This window comes from Mycobacterium sp. E1214 (genome assembly GCF_001666755.1).
In the GTDB taxonomy this organism is placed as follows: Bacteria; Actinomycetota; Actinomycetes; order Mycobacteriales; family Mycobacteriaceae; genus Mycobacterium.
Genome location: NZ_LZJC01000021.1, coordinates 80,552 through 102,729, shown reverse-complemented (window position 1 = coordinate 102,729; position 22,178 = coordinate 80,552). Strand labels below are relative to the sequence as shown.

Here is a 22,178-nt window from a genome sequence, read left to right as displayed (position 1 = left end):
CGCGGCGCTACATCGGCGCGGGGACGTGCGCCTGCCAGCGGGCGCGGCGCTCGCTGTCCGTCTCTTCCCACCACGGCGGAGTGCCGCGCTCCCCCAACGCGACCTTCGCGGCGTGCACGCCCGCCCGGGCCTCCGACTCCCGAGCGGTGCCCCGGGTGCGGCGCACCTCTCGGCGCCACGCCATCAGGATCCGGACGAGTTCCGAGCGACGATCGTCGGGGATCGATGGGTCGGTCGCGCGCCATCGTCGGCCGGCGATGACAACGTAGCGGCCGTCGTCGGCGCTCGGTGGGTCGGGCATCGGCCGATCGTAAGCGGCGGCGGACGCCGCTCCCGGTGCGTTGGTGCGCCCACTCAGAGCCGAGGACACGATCGGGGCGCACCGCAGCGGCCCCGTCGCCCACGGTTTCGTCATCGCCACCCCCGCAGAGTCGGGTGTTGCGAACGCGCGGCGAACGGACGGTGGCGACCAGTGTCCAGATCGCGCACCCCGCTAGCACCCACTTCGACACCGGCAACGGCATCACGCAGAATCGGGGCATGACCGCAAGCCCTCGTCTCTGCGCCACGGCGCCGCCGCCCGCCCCGTCATCGTGTCGCCCGTGGGCGTCGACGTCAGCCTGGGCCGCGTGATGGCCCCCGCCCCGCTGAACGGTCTGTCGGACATTCGCGCGTTCTTCCACACCAACAAAGTGCCGCTCTACTTCATCTCGCCGACCCCGTTCAACCTGTTGGGCATCGACCGTTGGGTGCGAAACTTCTTCTACCTCACCTACTTTGACTCCTTCGAGGGCACCCATTCGCGGGTGTTCGTGCCGCGACGACGCGACCGCCGTGACTTCGACTCCATGGACGAAGTGTGCAGCCATCTGCTCTCCGATCCCGAGACGCTCGAGTTCATCGCGGGTCGAGGCCCCGGTGGCAAGTGCTGCTTCGTGATGATGAACGAGGAGATTCAAGCCCTCGCACGCCAGGCGGGTCTGGACGTCATGCACCCGCCGATCGAGTTGCGCAATCGCCTGGGCTCGAAAATCGTGATGACGCGCCTCGCCAACGAGGCGGGGATTCCGAGCGTGCCGCATGTCATCGGGCGGGCGGGCTCCTACGACGAACTGCTGGCGCTGGCCGAAAGCGCCGGACTGGGCGACGATCTCGTCATCTCGATCGCGTATGGCAACGCCGGCAGCGGGACGTTCTTCGTGCACGGCCAGCGCGACTGGGACGAGCACGCCGCCGAACTGAGCTCCCAGCCCGAATTCAAGGTGATGAAGCGCATCCGCAACGTCGAGGTGTGCCTCGAGGGTGCCGTGACCCGCCACGGCACCGTGATCGGACCCGCGATGACCAGTCTCGTCGGATACTCGGAGCTGACACCCAGCCGCGGCAGCTGGTGCGGCAACGACATTTGGCGTGAAGTGCTGCCGCCGGCGCAGACGCACGCCGCGCGGGAGATGGTGGGCAAGCTGGGCGACGTCATGCGCCGCGAGGGCTATCGCGGTTACTTCGAGGTCGACCTCCTGCACGACCTCGATTCCAACGAGCTCTACCTCGGCGAGGTGAATCCGCGGCTCTCCGGGGCGAGCCCCATGACGAACCTGACGACCGAGGCCTACGCCGACATGCCGTTGTTCCTCTTCCACCTGCTCGAATACATGGACGTCGACTACGAACTCGACATCGCGGAGATCAACGCGCGTTGGGAGCGGGGCTATGGCGAGGATGAAGTCTGGGGCCAGGTGATCATCACCGAGACGTCGCCCGACCTCGAGATCTTCACCGCCACCCCGCGCACCGGCGTCTGGCGCATCGACGACGAGGGGCGGGTGTCCTTCGCCCGGTCCGCCAACGACTGGGCCACGCTGCTCGACGGGTCCGAGGCCTTCTACATGCGCGTCGCCGCCCCGGGCGACCTGCGGTCCCAGGGTGCGCAACTCGGCGTGCTCGTCACCCGCTCACACCTGCAGACCGACGACTATCGGCTCAGCGAGCGCTGCCAGCGCTGGGTCAAGGGCATGAAGGCGAAATTCGTCTCGACGCCCCTGACGCCGGCCGCGCCAATCGTCTCGCGGCTTGTCGCGCGGGCGTGAGCAGGGCCGAGTGAGTCGAATCCCCGCCGGCATTTCGCTCGACAACTGGCTCGCGGCGCCGTACTCGCGGTGGTCGTTCCAACACGTCGAAGAGATGGTGCCGACGGCGGTCATCTCGCGCGGAGCGGGGCCGGTCGCGGAGCTGCCGGCGGCCGCCACCGCGGTGGCCGACATGCCGGTGACCAACGTCGGCGGGGAGTCCACCACCGTCGCCGCGGTGATGGCGGCGACTGCGACCGATGGCTGGGCCGTGGCCCACCGCGGGTCGATGGTGGCCGAGGAGTACCTCGACGGCCTGGAACCCGACAGCCGGCACCTGGTGTTCTCCGTGAGCAAGTCACTCGTGGGCGCCGTCGTCGGGGCGTTACACGGGGCCGGCGCGCTGGAACTCGACGCGCCGGTCACCGCGTTCGTGCCCGCCCTGCGCGACAGCGGCTACGCGGGTGCGACGGTGCGACACCTGTTGGACATGAGGTCGGGCATCGCGTTCTCCGAGGACTACCGCGACCCGGGCGCCGAGATCCACCTGCTCGACCAGGCGATGGGCTGGGCGCCCAGAACCCGTCCCGATGCCCCGGCCACCCTGCAGGAGTTCCTGCTCACCCTGCGGCGCACGTCGCCGCACGGCGGCCCGTTTCGATACCGCTCGTGTGAATCCGACGTCCTCGGCTGGGTCAGTGAGGTGGCCGGCGGCGCGCGGATGCCGCAACTGATGTCGGAACTGCTGTGGGGCCGCCTCGGCGCGCGGCGCGACGCCAGCATCGGTGTGGACGCGGCCGGCACCGGATTCTTCGATGGCGGCGTCAGCGCCTGCCTGACCGACTTGATCCGGTTCGGTTCGCTGTTCCTGCGCGACGGCGTGTCCCTGACCGGACATCAGGTGCTGCCGCCGGCGTGGGTGGCCGACACCCTCGAGGGCGGACCCGATTCGCGCGAGGCGTTCGCCGCCAGCCCCGACGACAACGAGATGCCCGGCGGGATGTACCGCAACCAGATGTGGTTCCCCTATCCGGGCAACAACGTCGTGCTCTGCCAGGGGATGTGCGGTCAGATGATCTACGTCAACCGCGCCGCCGAGGTCGTCGCCGCCAAGGTGTCCACCCAGCAGGACTCCCACGAACCCCACATGCTCGACACCTTACGGGCTTTCGACGCCGTCGCGCAGGCCTTGGCCGTCACCGCGAGCTAGAACCGCGTCGACGCGGCGCGGGCTCTCCGGAGGAGCACGACGGGAGGGCTGTAGCGTGACGGCCGTGACAGCTCCCCGGATCCGCTCGTTTCTCGCCGTGTCCGCCTGCGCCGCGACGTTCGCCGCGCCGTTCGCCGCGTCGGGCACCGCGACCGCGGCCGATTCGTGCCCCACTGCCGCACCGCAGGGCGGCGGCGCGACGGATTGGACGCTGACGGGCGCCACGGGCAGCGTCGCGGTCACCGGGTCCACGGACACGGCGGCGCCGGTGATCACCGTGACGACGCCGTTCAGCGTGACCCAGACGCAGGTGCACACGCTGCGCGCCGGCAGCGGGCCGGTGGTGGCGCCCACCGCGCGCGTGTCCGTCTGCTACATGGGCGTTAACGGGCGGGACGGGTCGGTCTTCGACAACAGCTACCAGCGGGGTGCGCCGGTCGACTTCCCACTGGGCGGCGTCGTGCCCGGTTTCCAGAAGGCCATCGCCGGGCAAAACGTCGGCTCCACGGTCGCCGTCGCCATGACCGCCGCGGACGGCTACCCCGAGGGACAGCCGAGCGCGGGGATTCGACCGGGCGACTCCCTCGTTTTCGCGATCAAGATCCTCAGCGCGACCGGCTGAGTCGCAAACCCCGCCGCAGCTGTTCCGGTTCGCTATTCTGCTTGTCAGTGCTGGCCGTCGCGTGTCGGCGGCCTTGCTCACGCGGACACGAAAGGGAGCCGGATGTCCTCATCTCGCTGGCCGGCACGGTTGGCCGTCTTCCTTGCCGCCGGCGCCGCGCTGATCGCAAGCGCCGCGACCGCAAGCGCCACCACCCCCGCCGACGACGCCTACCTCGCGCAACTGCGCGCCGCCGGTCTCACCTGGCCGCCGCAGACGGAAGAGGCGCTCATCGGGGAAGCCCACCTCATCTGTTACGACCTCACGTGGGGGTGGACGCCGCAACAGATTGCCGACGACATCCACGCGCACCTCAACGCCCGCGGCGTCACGCTCCTCGAGGTCGGGTCCATGGTGAACGCCGCGCACTCGACCTATTGCCCCGGAAACGTGTGCGACGCTCCCACGCTGTGCACCTGAGGGCCGGCTCGTCACAGCTCGTGCCGGATGCGGCCATCCATCATGGTCAGCATGACCCGGGCCGCGTGAATGTCGTGCGGGTCCGTCCGCAGGATGTTGCGATCGAGCACGATGAGGTCGGCCCGCTTACCGCTCTCCAGCGAACCCACCTTGTCGTCGAGCCGGAGCTGATAGGCGGCGCCGAGGGTGTTGGCGTGCACGGCCTCGGCGACCGACAGCCGTTGGCGCGCCGGGGCGAGCACCGCGGCGCCGGCGTCGCCGATGAGTTGCCGCGTGACCCCGATCTGCACTGAATCCAGCGGCCGATACGTCGAAAAATAGCCTGCCGCCGGCCAATCGGTGCCCAACGAGATCCGGCCGCCCGCGTCGAGCACATCCTTGGGCCGGTAGAGCAGATCCCGCCGCGGGCTGCCATACCGCGCGGCCATGGTCTCGACGGTGTCCGGGTCGGCCGACATCCAGTTCGCCGAAAACTGCGCGATCACACCGAGTTCGCCGAACCTGCGGTTGTCGCTGTCGTGTACGAACACCAGATGCGCGATGCTGTGCCGACGTTGCCGCGGCGGGTTGTGCGCGACCGCGTGCGCGATGCAGTCGAGCGCTGTCTGCGTGGTGCGTTCACCACAGGCGTGCACGTGGACGTCGAAGCCGGCGGCGTCGACGTCGGCGACGAGCTGCCGCCACTGGGCCTCGCTGAAGGGCGAAGCGCCGGTCGAATCGGGTTGGTCCGCATAGGGTTCGGTGAGCCACGCCGTGTATCCGCCTTGCGTGCCGTCGCCGATGATCTTCACGACGCTCGCCTGGACCAGCTCACTGGAAATTCGCTCGCGAACGCCGAGCAGTCCGGGCACGACCTCGTCGACGGGTGGGGCGTTGACGGTGTAACTGGCGACGACCCGAAACGGTAACTCGTCGGCGCCGGCCAGCTGCACATAGAGGTCGAGGATCGCGGCTTGGTCGTCGCCGATCGGTGGCACCCCGGCGTCGAACAGTGAGGTGATTCCCGCGGCGGCGGCTTTCGGCAACCAGGACCGCAGCAATCTGCCCATCGACTGTGTGGAAATCGGTTCGACGGCGTCGACGACGGCCAGCACCGCGGCCACCTCGAGCACGTAACCCGTTGGCTCGCCGTCGTCGTCGCGGGCGTAGTAGCTGAACCCTGGAACGGGGTCGGGGGTCTCGCGCGTGACCCCCGCGATCTGCAACGCCTTGGTGTTCGCCCACAGGCTGTGCCCGTCGATGGCGAAGAAGAAGCCCGGCCGGTCGGGCAGAACGCGGTCCAGGTCCTGGCGGGTGGGCCCCTGCGGCCCGAACATGTCCACGCGCCAACCGAATCCGCGGACCGGGCCGTCGGTGTGCGCGCCGGCGTAGGCGGCGATGGCGTCGAGCGCGTCGGCGGCGGTCGGCACCTGCAGGTCCACGCCCGACGTCAAGAAGGCGCCCAAGAACGGGTGGATGTGGCCTTCGACGAAACCCGGCATCAGCAGCCGGCCGCCCAGATCGACGACGCGGGTGTCCGGTCCGGCGAGAGCCATCGCGCCCGCCTCGTCTCCCACGTAGGCGATGGTGTGACCTCGGACCGCCAGCGCCTCAGCCCACAGCGTCGGCCCGGCGACGGTGTAGACGGGGCCGTTGCGAAAGACGAAGCTGGCGCGCTCGGGGTCGGCGTCACCGCCCCCGCTCCCCCGCGAGCCGGCGTCGAGAGCCGAGCGTTGCGCGGCCGCCCCTGTCGCGCCGCCGCGCGTCGAGAAGTGCGGACCCCACTCACACGCGGTACACATCAGAACCCCCAATGAGGTTGTCCGGCCAACAATTTCTTTCCGGCGGACGACGGCATGGTGAACGACGCTGCGCGGGTCAACCCGGCTTCGCCGGCTCGGGTTTCAAGTCGCGCCACCAGCAGTAGATGTAGACGCCCATTGACAACGCCAGCACCACGATCACCCACAACACGACTGTGACGTCGACCCACCATCCGATGGGCGGAGAGTCGGGAAGCGCGTTGCGTAGGGGCACGATGGCGAACAGCATCGCCGCGTACCACGTGGTCATCGGCGGCTGAAACTTGCGTCGGCCCCGCAGCGTCTGGACCGCCACGAACGCCCCCAGCGCGGCCAGGAGAACCAGCACGCCCACCACGGCGGTGGCGAAGGCCGCGGTGGTCGGTGAGCGTTGCAATTCCACGCGATACGGGGCCGGCTCACCCCCCTGATCGGCCCCAGCGACGTTGACCCGCCAGCCGCGAAGGCGGTCGACGAAGGTCACCGACGCGCGTTGCGGCGGCCCCGCTCCCCGGAAGATCTCCACCGAGACGGGACCCGAGTGGTAGTTGTCCAACGGCCAGTGCCGCACGTCGCCGATGAGGTTCAGCGGAATGGGAAAGACGCCGGGCAGCATGCCTTTTGACCAGGTGCGCTTGCTGGGCGTGACCGCGGACGTCACCACCACGCTGAGGTCTTGGGTCAGGTCATGAGTCACCGGGTCCAGGATGCCGGGGCCGGGTGCGACGGCGACGTCGGCGACGAGCTCGCCGTCGATCGTGTGCACCTCTTTGAGGCCGATGGTGACGGTGGTGCCGTCCGGACCGGGTCGCCCCTCGGTGACCTGACGGGGCTGCCCCATCCCGGTGCCGGCATACAGCGACACCATGCCCACATACGCCGCGACGAGGGCGACGACTCCGGTCACAATGACCGTTCTGACTGAAGGCTTTCCGATCCGAAGCGACCCAGCCGACAACTATCCCTCCCACCTTCGCAGCGACGCCCCGCAGCAGCCTACAGCGTGCAGCCCGCCAACGCCTTGCGGCGCAGGACGTTTCGTGAGCGCGGTCAGGGCGAGTCGTCGAGAGCGCGTAGTCCTGGGCCGGCTTCGAGCTGCACGTCGCGCGCGGTGACCTCCTGGCCGCAGCGGTCACAGGCGAGGTGCACCTCGGTTCCACCGCCGCAGTCTCGATGCCGGTAGTGCGCGAACGGCCCCAGGGGGGCCATGTACTTGTCACCCCAGGAGCGCAGGGCCATCAGCACCGGATACAGGTCCATGCCTTTTTCGGTGAGGCGGTACTCGTGACGGGTCCGCCGGGAGTCGCGGTAGGCCCGCTGCTCGAGGATGTCCGCGTCGACCAGGCGGCCGAGCCGTTCCGCCAGCAGCGACCGGCTCAGCCCGAGGCCCGAGTGGAAGTCTTCGAAACGACGAACCCCCGCGAACGCCTGCCGCAGCAGGACCAGTGTCCACCGGTCCCCGAGCAGGCCGAGTGGCCGCAGGATGGAACAGGGTTGCGATTCGAGTTCGTCGTGGCGCATTCGACAAGCCTACGGTATTGCGTTCTGAATCAGAACCCAGTTATGGTCGGCGCGTGGACTCTGAACTCGAGCGGTGGAAATCCCGCGGGCAGTACTTCGACTATCTGGGATTCAATGTCTTCTATCGGATCGACGGCAGCGGTCCGCCGCTGCTGCTGATCCACGGTTACCCGTTCAACTCGTGGGACTGGGCCCCGATCTGGCCGGAGTTGGTGCAACGCTTCACGGTGATCGCCCCCGACATGCTGGGAATGGGGTTCTCCGACAAGCCATTTGGTTACGGCTACTCGGTACTCGATCACGCCGACATGCACGAGGCGCTGCTCGCGGAGCTCGGGCTGCGGCACTGTCACATCCTGGCGCACGACCTCGGCAACTCTGTGGCGCAGGAACTGCTCACCCGCCACGACGACGGGCGGCAGTTACAGGGGCCGATGCGGATCGACACGCTCACGTGGTTGAACGGGGGTCTGTTCAACGAGGCGTACCGCCCGCGGCCGATCCAGACGCTGCTCTCGCAGACACCATTCGGCGCGGTGGCGAGCCGGTTTCGGCGGGTGTTGTTGTCGAGCCGCGCGCTCGACCGATCCATCGACGAACTCTTCGGGGCCGACACCAAGCCGTCCCGCGCGATGCGTCGCCAGTTCAACGAGATCCTCGAATACAACGACGGAAAGCGGGTCACCCACAAGGTCGGCGGTTTTGTCAAAGACCGTGTGGTGCACCGCAATCGATGGGTTCGAACCATGCGGGAAACATCTGTGCCGCTTCGCTTCATCGACGGCCCTGCCGATCCCAACTCGGGCCGCCACATGGCCACGCGCTACCGGCAGGTCATTCCCAACGCGGATGTGGTGCTGCTCGACGACGACATCGGCCACTGGCCCCAGATCGAAGCGCCCGACGCGGTGCTGGAGCACCTGTTCGCTCACATCGACGGCGCCGCAGCGACACCCTCGTAATCGGGCGCCGGGCGACGTCAGGGACGGCGCACGGTGACGATGGTGACGTCGTCGTCGATGCGGTCCGACGCCATCGCCGCCCAGATCCAGGAAGCCTGCGCGTCGCTCGTGCCCGAAAGCACTTGGGCGAGCCGGTCGAGACCGTCGTCGATCACCTCACCGCGGCGTTCCACGAGCCCGTCGGAATAGAGGACCAACCCGTGCCCGGGCTCGACGGTGAACGTACTGGGCGCGAACGTCACACCACGGACTCCGATCGGCGGCGAGAGTCGGATGGGCGCATAGGCGACTGTCGAGGAGTTCGTCACGTACGGCATCAGGTGACCGGCGGACGCGGCCTCCACCGCCCCGGTGTCCAGGTGGATCCGCGCGGCGATCACGGTGGCGAACGCACCCGGCAACATGTGGATGCAGAAGTCGTTGAGCTGGTTGAACGCCTCTGCCGGGGCGGCGCCGGCGAACAGGTGGGCGCGCAGGGCATTGCGCAATTGGGCCATGGTTCCGGCGGCGGTGATGCCGTGCCCGGCGACGTCGCCCAGCAGCACCACCAGGCGCCCGTCGCGTAGGTGAAACGCGTCGTACCAGTCGCCCCCGACGTTGCCGCCCGCCGCCGGCTCGTAATGCGCGGACAGTTGCCAGCTACGCAACAGCGTCGGGATGGATTCGGGCAACAGGCTTCGCTGCAGCGTCTCGGCCACCCGCAAGGCGCCGCGGGTCCGGCGGTACAGCGATTCCACCAGGTGGCGCCGCAACGCCTCGGCCGACTCGGTCTCGCTGGGCGCCCACGGTTCGCTGCGCTGATGGACGACCTCGCGCCACCGCTCGAACGACTTGCGCGGGCTGAGCCGCGCCTCCCGGCCGTCGACGCCCTCCCGGATCTCGATCGCCTTGTTGTGGGGATCCCCACCCCAGTCCACCGAACGCAGCACCTCCCGCCGGAACCACACGGCGTACTGCCCGTCGGGCAGGTTCAGCGCGAGGGCGCCGGCGGCCAGCTGCGGCGCGAGGTCGAGGTCGGGGACGTCGCGCGACAAGCACTCGGTGCTCGCGATCTCTTCGCCCGCACCGCGCGCCCAGGCCACCACGGCGGCCACAACGTCCGGTGGTGGAACCGACCCGAGGACCCGGCGCTCCGCCTCGATGTCGACCACGACCCCGTCGGCGGGCACCAGGTCGAGCAGGTCGGGAGCCCCGAGCAGCGCCGCCGCGAGCGGCTCCCCGTCGTAGAGCGTGGCGCCGGTGAGCTTGGCCAGCACCGCCTGCGCGGCGAGGCGCTTCTGCAGCAAGTCGCCCTCGAACCGGTCGACGAGTCGCAGCGACAGCGTCGAGCCGAGGAATTCGGCCGCCACCCGGGTGCCGAACGGCGGCAGGTGCGGGCCGGCGTAATGGTGGCAGGCGATCAAACCCCATAGCCGCCCGTGCCGCAGCAGCGAGATCGACATCGAGGCGTGCACGCCCATGTTCTGCAGATACTCGATGTGCATCGGGGAGACGCTGCGCAGCGTCGAATACGTCAGATCCAGCGGGGCTCCCCGCTCCGGGTCGACGGCCGGCACCAGCGGTGCGGGCGTGTAGTCGACGTCGGAAATCAGCCGCAACCAGTTCTTTTCGTACAGCGCCCGGGCCTGCGCGGGGATGTCGGTAGAAGGATAGTGCAGGCCGAGGAAGGAGTTGAGGTCCTCCCGCTTGGCCTCGGCGACAACCTCGCCGTTGTAGTCCTCGTCGTAGCGGTACACCATGACGCGGTCGAATCCGGTCAATTCCCGGACCGCGCGGGCGGCGGTGTCGTAGAGCTCGGTCAGGGTGTCGGCCCGGTTCAGCTCCTCCACCGAGTTGCGGACCGCCTGGTAGGTATTCGGGAAGGAGAACGGCCGCTCCCCGTAAGCCATTTCGAACTCGACGAGCAACACGCCGGCCGGGTCGCGGTGCAAGATGGCGTCGAACGGACGCGACTCGCCGCCCACCTCTACGACGCACTCCACCGGGTTCCGTCGGCTTAGGTTGCCGAAGATCGCGGCCGCCTGCTCGATGCGCGCGGACTGCTCGGCGCCGATCAGGTCCGAGAGGTGCCGTCCCAGGACGGCCTCCGCCGGGCGACCCAGCAACTCCGCGACGTTGGCGCTGACCTGGCGCACCTCGAAGCCGGGTTCGCGGACGACCGCCAGGACACCGCGGGGCTGGATGCTGCCGGGGATGTGGATGGGCTCGCGAGCGCAGTTGTCGAGGTCGATGGGCGTGCCGACCGGAAGCAGATCGGGCACCGCGTCGGGGATCGTGCCCCCGAAGCCCGCTGCCCGGCCGCCGCCGCTGGTCAACCGATCAGCCCCAACGGTGCGGGGAGGGCTGGGCGGCAGGCCGATGCCGAGGCCAGCACCCTGTTGAGGTGGCCCCGTCGTCGCTGAGTCGATTCAGCCGCGATCTGCGTTCCCTTTCGGATTCGCCCGACTGGCGACGTCGGGCACGTCTACAAGCATTGTCCTCGCCGCACGGCGAGACCCGCGAAGCGACACTTGAGTGCATATGACAACAAATGATCTTGAACGTTGTTTCCGGCTGGTCGTCACCGCCCCCGCGGCGTCTACCAGTGTAATCTGGCAGGCCATGTCCCCGACCGCCGTCCGTCCAGCGCGCCGCCTTTCGGTGGCGATGAAGGAGGGGTCGGCGGCGGAGCACGAGGCCGCGGAACAGAGCGTCTTCGTCACCGAGTTGCTCGCGGGCCGGGTGGCCGCCAGCGGCTACGCCGACTATCTGCTTCGGCTGCGCCCGGTGTACGCCGCGTTGGAGGAGGCCGTGCGCGCCCGCCGCGACGACCCCATGGTGCGCGCCGTCTACGACCCGGCCCTGGAACGGGTTCCCGCCATCGACGCCGACCTCGCGTACTGGAGCCGCGGCGGTGCCCGCGTCGCCCAGTCGCCCGCGGCGGCAGCCTATGCCGGGCGGATCGCCGGTTCCGGCTGGGGCGGCGCCCTGGTGGCCCACCACTACACGCGCTACCTGGGCGACCTCTCCGGGGGCCGGATGCTTCGCAACGCGCTGGACCGGGCTTTTGACCTGCGGGGCGCCGGCCTCGCGTTTTACGAATTCCCGGTCCGGCCGAAGCCGTATAAGGACGCGTATCGGGCCCGCCTCGATGCGCTGTGTCCCCGGCCGGAGGACACGGATCGCATCGTCAACGAGGTCAAGGCCGCGTTCGGCCTGAACCGGGCGCTGCTCGACGAGCTCGCCGGCAGCGCGGCCAGTCGACCCCGCTGACTTCAGGGCCGTCGCCACCGCACCCGCGCGGCGACGAACCAGGTGCCGTGCAACAACACCTCGCCGCCGAGTTCGTCCGCCAATTGCCGGCCGGTGAGATAGCGCTTGTACACGGCGTGGCGTGAGCCGTCGTTGAGGACCCGCTCCTGCCACTGCTCCGGTTCGACGCCGGCGCGCAGCGCCGAATCGATCACGATCAACTCCCCCGACACCCGTCGGGCCTCCCCGAGGAACGCCCGGCGTTCGTCGGTGGGCAGGTGCCCGTAGAAGTGCCCGGTCAGCACCCGGTCGAAAGAGTGCGCGGCGAACGGCAACGCCAACGCGTCCGCCACGACCGCCACGCCGTGCGGCAATCGCGACTGAGTGAGCGCCACCATGGCTGGGCTCTGATCCACTCCGACCACGAGACCGCGCAGCTGCCGCGTGAGAAAGCCGGTGCCGCAGGCGACGTCCAGCGTTCGGGCGGCGGGCAGCGCGGCAACCAGCTCCACCACTTGCGAGACTTCGGCGTCCCATCCGGGGCGGTCACGCTGGGCGAACTGGCCTTGGCCGAGGTACCACTCGTCGTATTCGGCGGCGCGTTGGTCGTAATAGGCTGCGGTGCCCGGGTCACGGGCGAAGCGCGGCAACGGCATCACCCGAGTCTTGCGCGGCGCGCCCGGGCGCCGCCACCCATTTTCGCGCCGTGGGCTCAGCCTCGACTGTTGGCGAACGTGAACAGCACCTTGCCGTCTCGCTCGCCGGCCCGGGCCAACGCGACGGCGTCACGCCAGTCGCTCAGCGCGAAACGCCGTTGCACACGGGCGGACAGCGTGCCGTCGGCGATCAGCGCGATCAGCTCGCCGTACGCGGCTTGGACCTCGGCGTGCGAGGCCCGGCGCAGCCAGTTCATCAGCCAGAAGCCGGTGAGGTTGAGGTGATTGCCCATGAGGTCCGCCCCGGCGATCGCCGGCGGTTGGCCGGACAGGGCGGCGTACGACACCAGGGTGCCGCCGAAACGGAGGTGATGGGCCAACTGGGTGCTGGCAGGACCCCCGATGCAGTCGACCGCCAGGTCCAGGCGGTTGCCGTCGAGCGCGCTCCCCAGATCGTTGGACAGGTCGGGGCCGTCGACGATCACCAGATCACCGCCCGCATCCAGGACCGACTGGGCGGCCTCGTCCCGTCGCACGATGCTCACGGTGTGGTGCCCGAAGTGCTTGGCGAGCCTGACCACATATTGGCCCACCGCGGAGTTTCCGGCCGTTTGGCCGATCCACCGCTGCGGCGCGTCCGGATCCCCGTAGTCGCGCAGCAGCAGCAGCGCCGTCATCGGGTTGATGCCCAGCATCGCGGCCTGCTCCACGTCCAGGGTGTCGGGCACGACGATGACGTCGGTCACGGCCGCGACCGTGTGGGTCGCCCAGGTTCCGTGTCCGTAGGTGGGCAACAACGCGACCCGGCGCCCGCGCAACCCTTGGTCCACGCCCGGGCCGACGGCCACTACCCGGCCGACACCCTCCGCCCCCGCCGGTGCGCCCGGCTTGGCCGGAACGAAGTAGCGCCCGCTGATGAACAGGAAGTCCGACGAATTCACGGTGGCGGCTTCCACCGCGACCAGCACCTGGTCGGGCCCGGGCGTCGGGGTATCAAACTCGGTCAGCGTGAGGGCCTGCGTGGGATCGCCGGCTTGAATGAGCTCCAGTCGCTGCATGGTGTTTCCTTACGTGATCGGTGCATCGTTGACAGGTGAACGCATGCGCCGCAGCCACTCCGGAGTGCCGCAGCGATCGGCCCCGGCGCATGACAGCCAAAGCGTCATTTCCGTGTCGCCTATTCCGCGGCCGCCGAACGTCATTGACGTAACATGCATTCAGTTACATTCGCCTGCAGCATGTTTGGATGCAATGACACACGGCGGTTGCCGCCGCGGGATCCCCCCGCGGCGCCCGCTCATCGGTGTCGAGTTCAGACCTGGTTGAAACCGCCGTCCGCGGTGACCGTGGAGCCGGTGGTGAAGCTGGACAGGTCGCTGGCGAGAAACACTGCGGCGTTGGCGATTTCGGAGGGATCGGCGAATCGCCCGAGCGGTATGGTGGCGATGCGGGCCGCGCGGAATTCCTCGATCGAGGCGTCCGGATCGGTCTGGGCCGCCAACGCGTTGCTTCCCGGGGTGGCGGTGGACCCCGCGACGATGACGTTGACCCGGATGTTGCGGGGGGCCAACTCGTTGGCCCAGGCGCGCGCAAGCGACCGGACGGCGGCCTTGCTGGCGGCGTAGATGCTCAGTCCCGCGCGCCCACGATCAGCGGTGGTGGACCCGGTCAGGATGATCGAAGCGGCATCGTTGAGCAGCGGCAGTGCCTTCTGCACCGTATGCACCACCCCCTTGACGTTGGTCGTGAGGAGGGCATCCAGGTCGTCGTCGCTGATCTCGCCCAGCCGGGCCACCCGGGTGGACCCGGCGTTGGCCATCACGATATCGAGGCCGCGGCCGGCCGCCGCCACCTCGGCATAGAGGCGATCCAGATCCGCGGGCATCCCGACGTCGCCGGGGACAGCGGTGGCGCGGGGCCCCAAAGACCTTGCCGCGTCCTCCAGTTCGGGTCGGCGCCGACCGGTGATGAACACCCGCTCGGCCCCTTCGGCGATGAATTGCTGGGCGGTGGCCAGGCCGATGCCGGAGTTGGCACCCGTGATGACGGCGGTCTTGTGGTCGAGCAGTCCCATCCAGAGCTCCTGACGTCGGCGGTGGGTGAAGGCCCTATCGATCAAGCGCGCGGGGTCGCGCGCCGCCACACCAGGCGGCCGTTGCGTGGCTGTCCCTGGATCAGCACCGGTTCGGTGGGGCTGAGTTGGAGCCTGGAGTCGCCGATCTGGGCGGCGCGATACTGTGTCCCGCCGATCCAGTTGGGCAGCAGGCTGACGTCGACGTGATGCGCGACGACGTTGTTGTCGAGCACGCTGTACGGCCCCGAATAGGCAAGGTATCCGCTTGCCGCCGAGGCCAGTTCGCTGTCTTCGGCGGCCTGCAGGTCGCCCCGCCGGACGGGAGCCCGGTCGGTCCGCATGATCTGCGCCGACATGTAACCGTCGGGGGTGTACATGATGATCCCCTTGGCGTCGGGGCCCAGTGGGTAGCGGACGTCGGACCCGTCGAGCGCGCTGCTCTGATAGGACTCGAGCGTCCACGCTCCCACGAGGTAGTCGCGAAGGGTCTGGATGTCAGTGACGGTCATGATGGCGTCCTCCCGCGGTGGGTGTTGTCGTTACCGGTGCGCACCGACCGCGTCCTGCGTGGCGGCGGTCAGCACGGTGATGGCCGTATCGAAGGGTTCGGGATTGCGCAGGGCGCGGCTGAGGATCAGGGCTCCCTCCATGGTGGTGACGGCGAGGGTCGCCAAGCTGCGCGCAGCTTCCTCGGGGACGGACTTCTCCGCCAGGCGTGCCGCAACCGTGGTGATGACGTCACTGAAGCCGCGCCGGGTGACGTCACTGAGCGGGGCCGAGGCGGGCGTGCATTCGATGACGATGGGCGCCACGGCGCACCCTTGTCGATAACCACTGCCCACTATTTCGTCACGGAAGTGGGCCATGAAACCGGCGATGAACTCCTCGGCCGAATCGGTGTTGCCCGCAACGCGATTCACGTGGGCGATGACCTCGGAGGAGTGCAGCAGGCTCACCTCGGTCGCCAGTTCATCCTTGCCGCCCGGGAAGTGGAAGTACAGCGAGCCGCGCGGCGCTGCGCTTTCGGCGATCACGTCGGACAGCGCGGTGCCCAGGTAACCGTGCTCACGAAAAAGCCGGCGGGCGGCTGCGACCATCCTCTCTCGGACATCAGTACGACGTACCATGACGATCATCATACATGTCGTTGTGCAACTACAGGACATATCGGGCGTATCCCGCGCTATGGTAGTATGACGTACGGCATAGCTTGCCGGGTAGCGCGGCTTGGTGCACCCCGTCGATCGCAGCTCGGCGAGCGCCAGATAATCTCTGCGCGTTGCAGATTCGCATGTGGATTATCAAACGCGCAGTGCAGCAACATGATTCGATCTCCCACTCTGGAGAATCAACGCCACTTTTGAACCGGTCCGCCGAACGGCTCGTCTCCAAGGTGTATCGACTGTGCTGGTTGCGAGCCGGTGGGAGATTGATTCGTGGACAACGCATTAAAGGCCGGGTACGACGTCATCGTGTGTGGAGCCGGATCGGCGGGCGCGGTGGTCGCCGGCCGGCTGGCCGAGAACCCCGCCGTGCGCATCCTTCTGCTGGAGGCGGGCGGCACCGACAACGTGCCCGGTGTGACCGAGGCCGCCCAATGGCCGTCGAACCTCGGTAGCGAACGGGACTGGGTGTTCGCCTCCGAACCCGACCCGCGCCTGTTCGGGCGCTCCATCCCGTTCTCGATGGGCAAGGTGCTGGGCGGCGGATCCAGCATCAACATCATGATCTGGGCCCGCGGGCACCGCGACGACTGGGATCTGTTCGCCCGCGAATCCGGAGAGCCGGCCTGGGCATACGATCACGTGCTGAGCCTGTACCGCGACATCGAGGACTGGCACGGCCGCGGCGAACCCGCTCACCGCGGGCGGGGCGGCCCGGTGTTCGTACAACCGGCACCCGGCGTCCATCCGCTCGCGCCGGCGACCGTCGCGGCGGCGCGCGCGCTGGGGATCCCCACCTATCAGAGCCCGAACGGCAGGCTGATGGAGGAGATCCGCGGCGCCGCGATCACCGATCTGCGCTGCGTCGACGGCAGGCGACTGTCGCTGTTTCGCACCTATACCGCGCCGCACCTGGGCAAGCCGAACCTCACCGTGGTGCCCGACGCGCTGGTGACGCGCGTGGTATTCGACGGGGACCGGGCCACCGGGGTCGAGGTGGTTCACGACGGTGAGGTCCACCGGGTGGCCGCCGACACCGAGGTAGTGCTGTCCCTCGGTGCGGTGCAGACTCCGAAAGTGTTGATGCAGTCGGGCGTCGGCGACGAAACCGAGCTGAAGCGCGCCGGGGTGCCGACCCGCCAGCACCTGCCCGGCGTCGGTCGAAACTTCCACGACCACTACGGGTTCGACTGCGTCTGGGAGTTCCCGGACGGTGTCCGGGGCAACTTCCAGGCGGGGGCGACGCTGTTCTGGGATTCCGGAGCCGCGGACATCGCGGTCCCCGACCTGTTCGCCTGCCTCGGGGACTTCCCCAAGGCCACCTCCGAGAATGCGGCGAAATACGGTCTGCCGAAAAACAGTTGGATCTTGTTCGGCTCGCCCACGCATCCGAAGAGCCGCGGTCGGGTGCGACTGTGCGGCGCTGATCCCGCGGATCCCCCGCGCATCGAAGCCAATGCGTTGTCGCATCCCGACGACCTCAAGGCGTCCATCGCCTGCATCGAAACCCTCCGCGAGATCGGCAATTCCGCCGAGCTGCGGCCATTCGTCAAACGCGAGGTGATGCCCGGTGATCTCAGCGGAGCCGAGCTGGAAACCTACCTGCGCAACGCGGTGAGCACCTACTGGCACGCGTGCGGGACCGCGAAGATGGGGCGGGACGCCATGTCGGTGGTCGACGGCCGGCTGAAGGCCTACGGCTTCGAGAACTTGCGCGTCGCCGACGCATCGATCATGCCGCGGATCACGTGTGCCAACACGATGGCGCCGTGCGCGATCATCGGCGAGCGGGCCGCGCAGTTCATCTCCGCCGAACACCGGTTCTAGCCGCGGCGGCACTCCCCTGGGCCGACACGGCGTCGCCCAACTCGTATCCTCAGCGGCATGAACGACGCATCGGTCGCGGCCCGGCCGGCCGTCCTCGTCCGGGTGCGGGCGGCCGGCGCGGCCGCCCGCTAGGCCCAACACCGGTGCTAACCCTCGTCTTTGCGCTGGTAGGACTGGCGCTGCTGGACTCGTTGAACGTCCTCAACGTCGGGGTGGTATCGGCCGTCATCTTCGACAGCCGCTTGTGTCGCCGGTCCCCGGTCCCCGGCGCGATGAGCTACATCGCGGGTGTGTTCACCATCACGACGGCCTTCGGCCTGTGCACGGTGCTTGGTCTGAGCGCCCTCACCACGCTCCTCGATTTCCACATGACCCCGACGATTCGGTTCCGCGGTGAACTGGTGCTCGGGCTCGTCCTGGCCGGTGTGGCGTACTTCCCTCTGACCGCGCAGTCCTCAGCCCCCGGGTGGGCCCTGGCCGCCATGCGGCGACGGCCGTGGCTGCTCGGCTTCCTGGGCCTGGCGGTCGGCACCGGCCAAGCCCCGACCGCCGTGCCCTACCTGACCGGGCTGGCCATGCTCGCCGCCCTGCATCCGCGGCCACCACTGTGGCCGTTGGTGATCATCAGCTACTGGATGATCGCGCTCGCTCCACCGCTGCTCATCCTCGCCCTGTCCATGCGGAGGACCATCCGAGCGAACCGCATCCAGCGCCGGCTGGTGCGCATCCTCACTCGCTATGGCCCGTTGTCGGTCCGGCTGCTGTTCCTGGTCTTCGGAGTGGGGCTGGTCGCCGACGCGCTGGTCAACCACAGCGCGCTGTGGTGAGACGCGCCCCTTTCACATGCTTTGCACAGCCGGCTGAATTACGTTGGCGCTGTGACTGATCGTCGAGAACGTGCGATGTCGTTCGGCGCAATCGCCGAGGATTACGACGAGCTGCGGCCGCAGGCCCCACCGCAGGCGGTGCAATGGTTGCTGCCGGCCGGCTGCGATGTGGCCGTCGACGTCGGTGCGGGGACGGGGCTGTTCACCCGCGCGCTCGTCGGCCGGGCGGCACGGGTCGTCGCCGTCGAGCCGGACCCGCGGATGCGGGCGGTGCTCGCGCAACGGTCCCCCGAGGTGCGCGCGGTCGAGGGTAGCGGTGAGGCGATTCCCCTGCCCGACGAGAGCGCGGACGCCGTGTTCGTCTCGTCGGCGTGGCACTGGATGGATTCCGAACGCGCCGTTCCGGAGATCGGCCGGGTGTTGCGCGACGGTGGCCGCTTCGGGCTGATCTGGACCAGCCGGGACCGCGACGTGGACTGGGTGCGCAACCTCGAGGTGTTGCCCGGTGACGCCCCGACCGAGCTGGACGCGCCCGACCGATTCCGGCGGCGCCACGAGAACGTGGTGTTGCCCGATCCGCAGATCTTCCACCATGTCGAGCGCGAGACCTTCGCGTTCGTCCGGACCATGACGGTCGACAACGTGGTGGCGATGCTCGCCACCTACAGTCGGGTCATCGTCGCCGACCCGCAGGACCGTGACCGGCGGCTTGCCAACGCCCGCGGGGTCCTCGCCGACCGGTTTCCCGGGGCGCAGACCATCGACGTCCCCATGCAGTCGCGGTGCTGGCGCGCGGATCGGATCGCCCGCGGCGGCTAAGCGCGGCGCTTGCCCGCGGCGCGCGTCGATGCCGTAGACAGCGAGAGGTTAAGCGCGTAACTTCGGCCGCATCCCTCGACGAGGAGGTCAGGCATGTCGGTGCAAGCTGTGCTGGACGAGGTGCGCAACCGCCGCGGCACCGGGGACGTCATCCCGGTCTTCGACCCGGCGACCGAGGAACAGATCACCGAATTCGCCGACTGCGGCGTGGACGCCGTCGACGAGGCGGTCGCGCGTGCGAAGGCGAGCGCCGAGTCCGGGGTGTGGTCGGGCAAACCCGACTACGAACGAGCCAAGATCCTATGGCGCATGGCCGATTTGATCGACGAGAACGCCGAGCTGCTGGCCGAGCTGGAGATGCTCAACGCCGGCATGTATCCGGCCCAGGCCAAGATGCAGGTGGCCGTCGGCTCGGAGTGGTTCCGCTACTACGCCGGCTGGTGCACCAAGATCGACGGCATCGCCCGCGACGTCAACACCGGCGGCCTCACCGGTGTCGACTCGCACCTGCACACCTATACGCTGCGCGAGCCCTATGGCGTGGTCGGATTGATCTTCCCGTGGAACGGGCCGGTGTTCAATTTCTGCGCGAAGTTGGCTCCGTCGTTGGCCGCGGGCTGCAACAGCGTCGTCAAACCCGCTGAGGAGACGCCCCTTTCGGCGTCGGTCCTGATGCGGTTGCTGGCCGAGGCGGGGGTGCCCGACGGGGTGGCGAACCTGGTCAACGGCTATGGACATACGGTCGGTGCGGCCATCACCGCGCACCCCGACGTCGAGAAGGTCGCGTTCACCGGCTCCACCGAAGTCGGCCGGGCAATCGTGCACGCCGCGGCCGACAGCAACCTCAACAAGGTCACCCTGGAGCTCGGTGGCAAGTCCCCGGTGCTGATCTTCGACGACGCGAGCGTCAAGAAGGCCCTGACGCTGGCGGCGTTCGGCGCGTTCGTGCACTCGGGGCAGGCCTGCGTGTGCGGGTCGCGAATCTTCGCGCACCGCAGCGTCTACGACCGTGTGGTCGAGGGCATGACGGCGATCGCCGACGCCATGAAAATGGGCGGTCCCCACGAGGAAGGCACCATGAGCGGCCCGCTGATCAGTCGAAAGCAGCTCGACCGGGTGCTCGGCTACCTCGAGCAGGGCAGGGCCGAGGGCGCCGAATTCGTCACCGGCGGTTACCGATTGGACCGCAAGGGGTTCTTCGTGCACCCGACGGTGGTGACCAACGTGGACCCGGACTCCAGCCGGCTTTTCCAGGAGGAGATCTTCGGCCCCGTCGTGACGATCCTGCCGTTCGACGACGAGGACGAAGCCGTCGCGTTGGCCAACAACAGCTCCTACGGGCTGGCAGCGACCGTGTGGACCAAGGACCTCGGCCGCGCCCACCGGTTGGCCAAGCGGATCAAGGCCGGGACCGTGGGCCTCAACTGCCAGTTCCAGTACGACCACTCCATGCCGTTCGGCGGATACAAGCAGTCCGGCTGGGGCCACGAATCCGGCAAGGCCGGGCTCGAGACCTACCTGCAGACCAAGATCGTCTGGGCGCAGCTGTAGCGGGCCTACGCCTGCGGCCCCTCCGAGGGCGGCCAGTGCGTGCCCGGTGAAGCATCGCCCGGCAGCTCGTAGTCCCCGCGGGACAACGGCACCCACCGCTCGCTGGGGGCGGGCTGCTTCGACGACGGGAAGTCGCGCAGGCTGCCCGTCGGCTTGGCGTCCCACTTGGCGAAGGTCAACGGCGTCTGCAGCCAGGCGTGCAGCAGGTTGTACGCGGCCTCCAGCGATTGGATGTGGGTGCGCTCCCACCCGTGGCTGCCGTCGAGTCCGAAACCGACCAGCGCCGCGCGGGTGTTGGCGCCCGCCTCGATGGCCGCCGCGGCGTCCGACCGGTAATACCGAAACACGTCGCGCGCGAACGGGATTCCGCACTCCTGCGCGAGCCGGCACAGTTTGCGGGTCAGGTGATAGTCGAACGGTCCGTGCATGTCGGCCATCGGGATCGTCACGCCGTCCTCGAGGGAATGCTGGCCGGGCGCGCACACCGCGTTGTCCACCGACACCAGCTCGGCGACGTCGGCGGGCAGGCCGTGGCTGGCCCCGTGGCCGACCTCCTCGGTGATGGTGACCATGATCGTGGTGCGGTGCGGCAGCAGCACCTTGTTCTCGGCGAAGTTCTTGGCCAGCGTGAGCGCGATGGCCACGCCCGCCTTGCCGTCCAGGTGGCGCGAGACGATGAAGCCGTCGGCCGTGAGCTCCGGACTGGTGATCAGCGCGACGAAGTCGCCGACCTGCAGGCCCAGCCGGACGAGGTCCTCCCGGGAGGACACCTTGCGGTCGATGCGTACCTCGACGTGCTCCCAGCCCGTGGGTTGGGTGTCGATCTCGTCGCCGAACGCGTGCCCGCTGGCCTTCAGCGGCAGCACGGTGCCGGTGATGAACTCGTCGGGGTCGTCGATGAAGATGCGCACGCGGGCCCCCGCGGCGAAGCGCGCCGAGAAGGTACCGACCGGCACCAGCTCGAGGCGGCCGTTGTCCTTGAGCTCGCGCACCATGCAGCCGATGGTGTCCGAATGGACCACCACCGCCCGGTCGGTGGTCCGCGACTCGCCGGCCAGTTCGGCGGTCAGCGCGCCGCGCCGGGTCAGCGTGAACGGCACCCCGAAGTCGTCGAAGATGTCGCCGATCAACTGCATCACCGCGTCCGTGCGACCCGACGGGCTCGGGGTCTGCAGCAGCGCGAGCAGCGTGTCGATCATCCACGCGCGGTCGGCCTCGGCCATGGCCGCGGTTGGGCCCACGTCATCTCCTCTCGGGTCGTCGAAACCGCGTTCAACCTACCGTGTAGCCGACCGCGGCCGGTCGGCCCGGGTTCTCGCGGCGCGGCGGTCTCGCCTGTTCGCGATGGGGGAACGTCCCCGGTTACGACTGTGCAGTCGGCGCCGGGGCGGCGCAACCGCGCCCGCCGG

The 22,178-nt window shown here is 68.9% G+C and carries 21 protein-coding genes; 10 read left to right on the top strand and 11 right to left on the bottom strand.

The annotated features are described in order from the left end of the window. Positions 1-7: 7 nt before the first annotated feature. Positions 8-301, bottom strand: a complete 294-nt coding sequence (locus A5700_RS02955; RefSeq protein ID WP_068074147.1) for a hypothetical protein — start codon at positions 299-301, stop codon at positions 8-10. Positions 302-632: 331 nt separating this feature from the next. Here A5700_RS02955 and A5700_RS02950 point away from each other — a divergent pair, with 331 nt between their 5' ends. The 4 genes from A5700_RS02950 (at position 633) to A5700_RS02935 (ending at position 4,357) form a co-directional block, all read left to right on the top strand. Further along, positions 633-2,087: a biotin carboxylase gene (locus A5700_RS02950; RefSeq protein WP_068074287.1), complete on the top strand. Its 1,455-nt coding sequence runs from the start codon at positions 633-635 to the stop codon at positions 2,085-2,087. Positions 2,088-2,097: 10 nt separating this feature from the next. Then, complete coding sequence (locus A5700_RS02945; protein ID WP_068074149.1) at positions 2,098-3,276, top strand: serine hydrolase domain-containing protein; 1,179 nt, start codon at positions 2,098-2,100, stop codon at positions 3,274-3,276. A gap of 79 nt (positions 3,277-3,355) precedes the next feature. After that, a complete protein-coding gene (locus A5700_RS02940; RefSeq protein ID WP_369828209.1) occupies positions 3,356-3,898 on the top strand; it encodes an FKBP-type peptidyl-prolyl cis-trans isomerase in 543 nt (180 codons plus the stop codon). A 102-nt stretch (positions 3,899-4,000) separates the two neighbouring features. Then, positions 4,001-4,357, top strand: coding sequence for a DUF732 domain-containing protein (locus tag A5700_RS02935; protein ID WP_068074150.1), 357 nt, complete (start codon positions 4,001-4,003; stop codon positions 4,355-4,357). Between the two features lie 11 nt (positions 4,358-4,368). Here the strand turns inward: A5700_RS02935 and A5700_RS02930 are convergent, their stop codons facing one another. From A5700_RS02930 to A5700_RS02920, 3 genes are all read right to left on the bottom strand, one after another. After that, on the bottom strand, positions 4,369-6,138 hold the full coding sequence (locus A5700_RS02930) for an amidohydrolase (protein ID WP_068074152.1): 1,770 nt from the start codon (positions 6,136-6,138) through the stop codon (positions 4,369-4,371). A 76-nt stretch (positions 6,139-6,214) separates the two neighbouring features. Further along, positions 6,215-7,006 (bottom strand): DUF4436 domain-containing protein, encoded by a 792-nt coding sequence (locus A5700_RS02925; RefSeq protein WP_068074290.1) that lies wholly within the window; start codon positions 7,004-7,006, stop codon positions 6,215-6,217. Between the two features lie 182 nt (positions 7,007-7,188). Then, on the bottom strand, positions 7,189-7,659 hold the full coding sequence (locus A5700_RS02920) for a helix-turn-helix domain-containing protein (protein ID WP_068074154.1): 471 nt from the start codon (positions 7,657-7,659) through the stop codon (positions 7,189-7,191). 53 nt (positions 7,660-7,712) lie between these two features. Here A5700_RS02920 and A5700_RS02915 point away from each other — a divergent pair, with 53 nt between their 5' ends. Continuing rightward, on the top strand, positions 7,713-8,621 hold the full coding sequence (locus A5700_RS02915) for an alpha/beta fold hydrolase (RefSeq protein WP_068074155.1): 909 nt from the start codon (positions 7,713-7,715) through the stop codon (positions 8,619-8,621). Between the two features lie 17 nt (positions 8,622-8,638). On the opposite strand, the gene A5700_RS02910 is transcribed toward A5700_RS02915, so the two are convergent. Next, positions 8,639-10,882: a SpoIIE family protein phosphatase gene (locus tag A5700_RS02910; RefSeq protein WP_231973918.1), complete on the bottom strand. Its 2,244-nt coding sequence runs from the start codon at positions 10,880-10,882 to the stop codon at positions 8,639-8,641. Positions 10,883-11,222: 340 nt separating this feature from the next. On the opposite strand from A5700_RS02910, the gene A5700_RS02905 reads away from it, so the two are divergent. Continuing rightward, positions 11,223-11,873 (top strand): heme oxygenase (biliverdin-producing), encoded by a 651-nt coding sequence (locus A5700_RS02905; RefSeq protein ID WP_068074159.1) that lies wholly within the window; start codon positions 11,223-11,225, stop codon positions 11,871-11,873. A 2-nt stretch (positions 11,874-11,875) separates the two neighbouring features. Here A5700_RS02905 and A5700_RS02900 read toward each other — a convergent pair whose 3' ends face one another. The 5 genes from A5700_RS02900 to A5700_RS02880 form a co-directional block, all read right to left on the bottom strand. Further along, the gene (locus A5700_RS02900) at positions 11,876-12,508 is read right to left on the bottom strand and encodes a class I SAM-dependent methyltransferase (protein WP_068074161.1); all 633 of its coding nucleotides are present in this window, start codon (positions 12,506-12,508) and stop codon (positions 11,876-11,878) included. A gap of 56 nt (positions 12,509-12,564) precedes the next feature. Beyond that, positions 12,565-13,566: a zinc-dependent alcohol dehydrogenase family protein gene (locus A5700_RS02895; RefSeq protein WP_068074163.1), complete on the bottom strand. Its 1,002-nt coding sequence runs from the start codon at positions 13,564-13,566 to the stop codon at positions 12,565-12,567. Between the two features lie 254 nt (positions 13,567-13,820). Continuing rightward, positions 13,821-14,582: an SDR family NAD(P)-dependent oxidoreductase gene (locus A5700_RS02890; protein ID WP_068074292.1), complete on the bottom strand. Its 762-nt coding sequence runs from the start codon at positions 14,580-14,582 to the stop codon at positions 13,821-13,823. Between the two features lie 41 nt (positions 14,583-14,623). Continuing rightward, positions 14,624-15,091 carry a lipocalin-like domain-containing protein gene (locus tag A5700_RS02885; protein WP_068074164.1) on the bottom strand — a complete coding sequence of 156 codons (468 nt, stop codon included), beginning with the start codon at positions 15,089-15,091 and terminating at the stop codon, positions 14,624-14,626. 30 nt (positions 15,092-15,121) lie between these two features. Continuing rightward, on the bottom strand, positions 15,122-15,679 hold the full coding sequence (locus A5700_RS02880) for a TetR/AcrR family transcriptional regulator (RefSeq protein ID WP_231973919.1): 558 nt from the start codon (positions 15,677-15,679) through the stop codon (positions 15,122-15,124). A gap of 339 nt (positions 15,680-16,018) precedes the next feature. Between A5700_RS02880 and A5700_RS02875 the strand changes: the two genes are divergently transcribed. The 4 genes from A5700_RS02875 (at position 16,019) to A5700_RS02860 (ending at position 20,769) form a co-directional block, all read left to right on the top strand. Continuing rightward, the gene (locus A5700_RS02875; protein ID WP_068074165.1) at positions 16,019-17,572 is read left to right on the top strand and encodes a GMC family oxidoreductase; all 1,554 of its coding nucleotides are present in this window, start codon (positions 16,019-16,021) and stop codon (positions 17,570-17,572) included. A gap of 143 nt (positions 17,573-17,715) precedes the next feature. Next, positions 17,716-18,399 (top strand): GAP family protein, encoded by a 684-nt coding sequence (locus tag A5700_RS02870; RefSeq protein ID WP_068074167.1) that lies wholly within the window; start codon positions 17,716-17,718, stop codon positions 18,397-18,399. Between the two features lie 51 nt (positions 18,400-18,450). Further along, positions 18,451-19,218, top strand: coding sequence for a class I SAM-dependent methyltransferase (locus A5700_RS02865; RefSeq protein WP_068074169.1), 768 nt, complete (start codon positions 18,451-18,453; stop codon positions 19,216-19,218). A 93-nt stretch (positions 19,219-19,311) separates the two neighbouring features. Then, positions 19,312-20,769, top strand: a complete 1,458-nt coding sequence (locus tag A5700_RS02860; RefSeq protein WP_068074171.1) for an aldehyde dehydrogenase — start codon at positions 19,312-19,314, stop codon at positions 20,767-20,769. Between the two features lie 5 nt (positions 20,770-20,774). On the opposite strand, the gene A5700_RS02855 is transcribed toward A5700_RS02860, so the two are convergent. Then, positions 20,775-22,010, bottom strand: a complete 1,236-nt coding sequence (locus A5700_RS02855) for an osmoprotectant NAGGN system M42 family peptidase (RefSeq protein ID WP_068074173.1) — start codon at positions 22,008-22,010, stop codon at positions 20,775-20,777. Positions 22,011-22,178 lie beyond the last annotated feature (168 nt).

Bases quoted from the DNA above. Each gene is read 5' to 3' on its own strand.
- A5700_RS02885 (WP_068074164.1), bottom strand. From the start codon at position 15,091: ATGACCGTCACTGACATCCAGACCCTTCGCGACTACCTCGTGGGAGCG.
- A5700_RS02955 (WP_068074147.1), bottom strand. From the start codon at position 301: ATGCCCGACCCACCGAGCGCCGACGACGGCCGCTACGTTGTCATCGCC.
- A5700_RS02860 (WP_068074171.1), top strand. From the start codon at position 19,312: ATGTCGGTGCAAGCTGTGCTGGACGAGGTGCGCAACCGCCGCGGCACC.
- A5700_RS02925 (WP_068074290.1), bottom strand. From the start codon at position 7,006: ATGGTGTCGCTGTATGCCGGCACCGGGATGGGGCAGCCCCGTCAGGTC.
- A5700_RS02935 (WP_068074150.1), top strand. From the start codon at position 4,001: ATGTCCTCATCTCGCTGGCCGGCACGGTTGGCCGTCTTCCTTGCCGCC.
- A5700_RS02950 (WP_068074287.1), top strand. From the start codon at position 633: ATGGCCCCCGCCCCGCTGAACGGTCTGTCGGACATTCGCGCGTTCTTC.
- A5700_RS02900 (WP_068074161.1), bottom strand. From the start codon at position 12,508: ATGCCGTTGCCGCGCTTCGCCCGTGACCCGGGCACCGCAGCCTATTAC.
- A5700_RS02895 (WP_068074163.1), bottom strand. From the start codon at position 13,566: ATGCAGCGACTGGAGCTCATTCAAGCCGGCGATCCCACGCAGGCCCTC.
- A5700_RS02920 (WP_068074154.1), bottom strand. From the start codon at position 7,659: ATGCGCCACGACGAACTCGAATCGCAACCCTGTTCCATCCTGCGGCCA.
- A5700_RS02880 (WP_231973919.1), bottom strand. From the start codon at position 15,679: ATGGTCGCAGCCGCCCGCCGGCTTTTTCGTGAGCACGGTTACCTGGGC.
- A5700_RS02890 (WP_068074292.1), bottom strand. From the start codon at position 14,582: ATGGGACTGCTCGACCACAAGACCGCCGTCATCACGGGTGCCAACTCC.
- A5700_RS02930 (WP_068074152.1), bottom strand. From the start codon at position 6,138: ATGTGTACCGCGTGTGAGTGGGGTCCGCACTTCTCGACGCGCGGCGGC.
- A5700_RS02905 (WP_068074159.1), top strand. From the start codon at position 11,223: ATGTCCCCGACCGCCGTCCGTCCAGCGCGCCGCCTTTCGGTGGCGATG.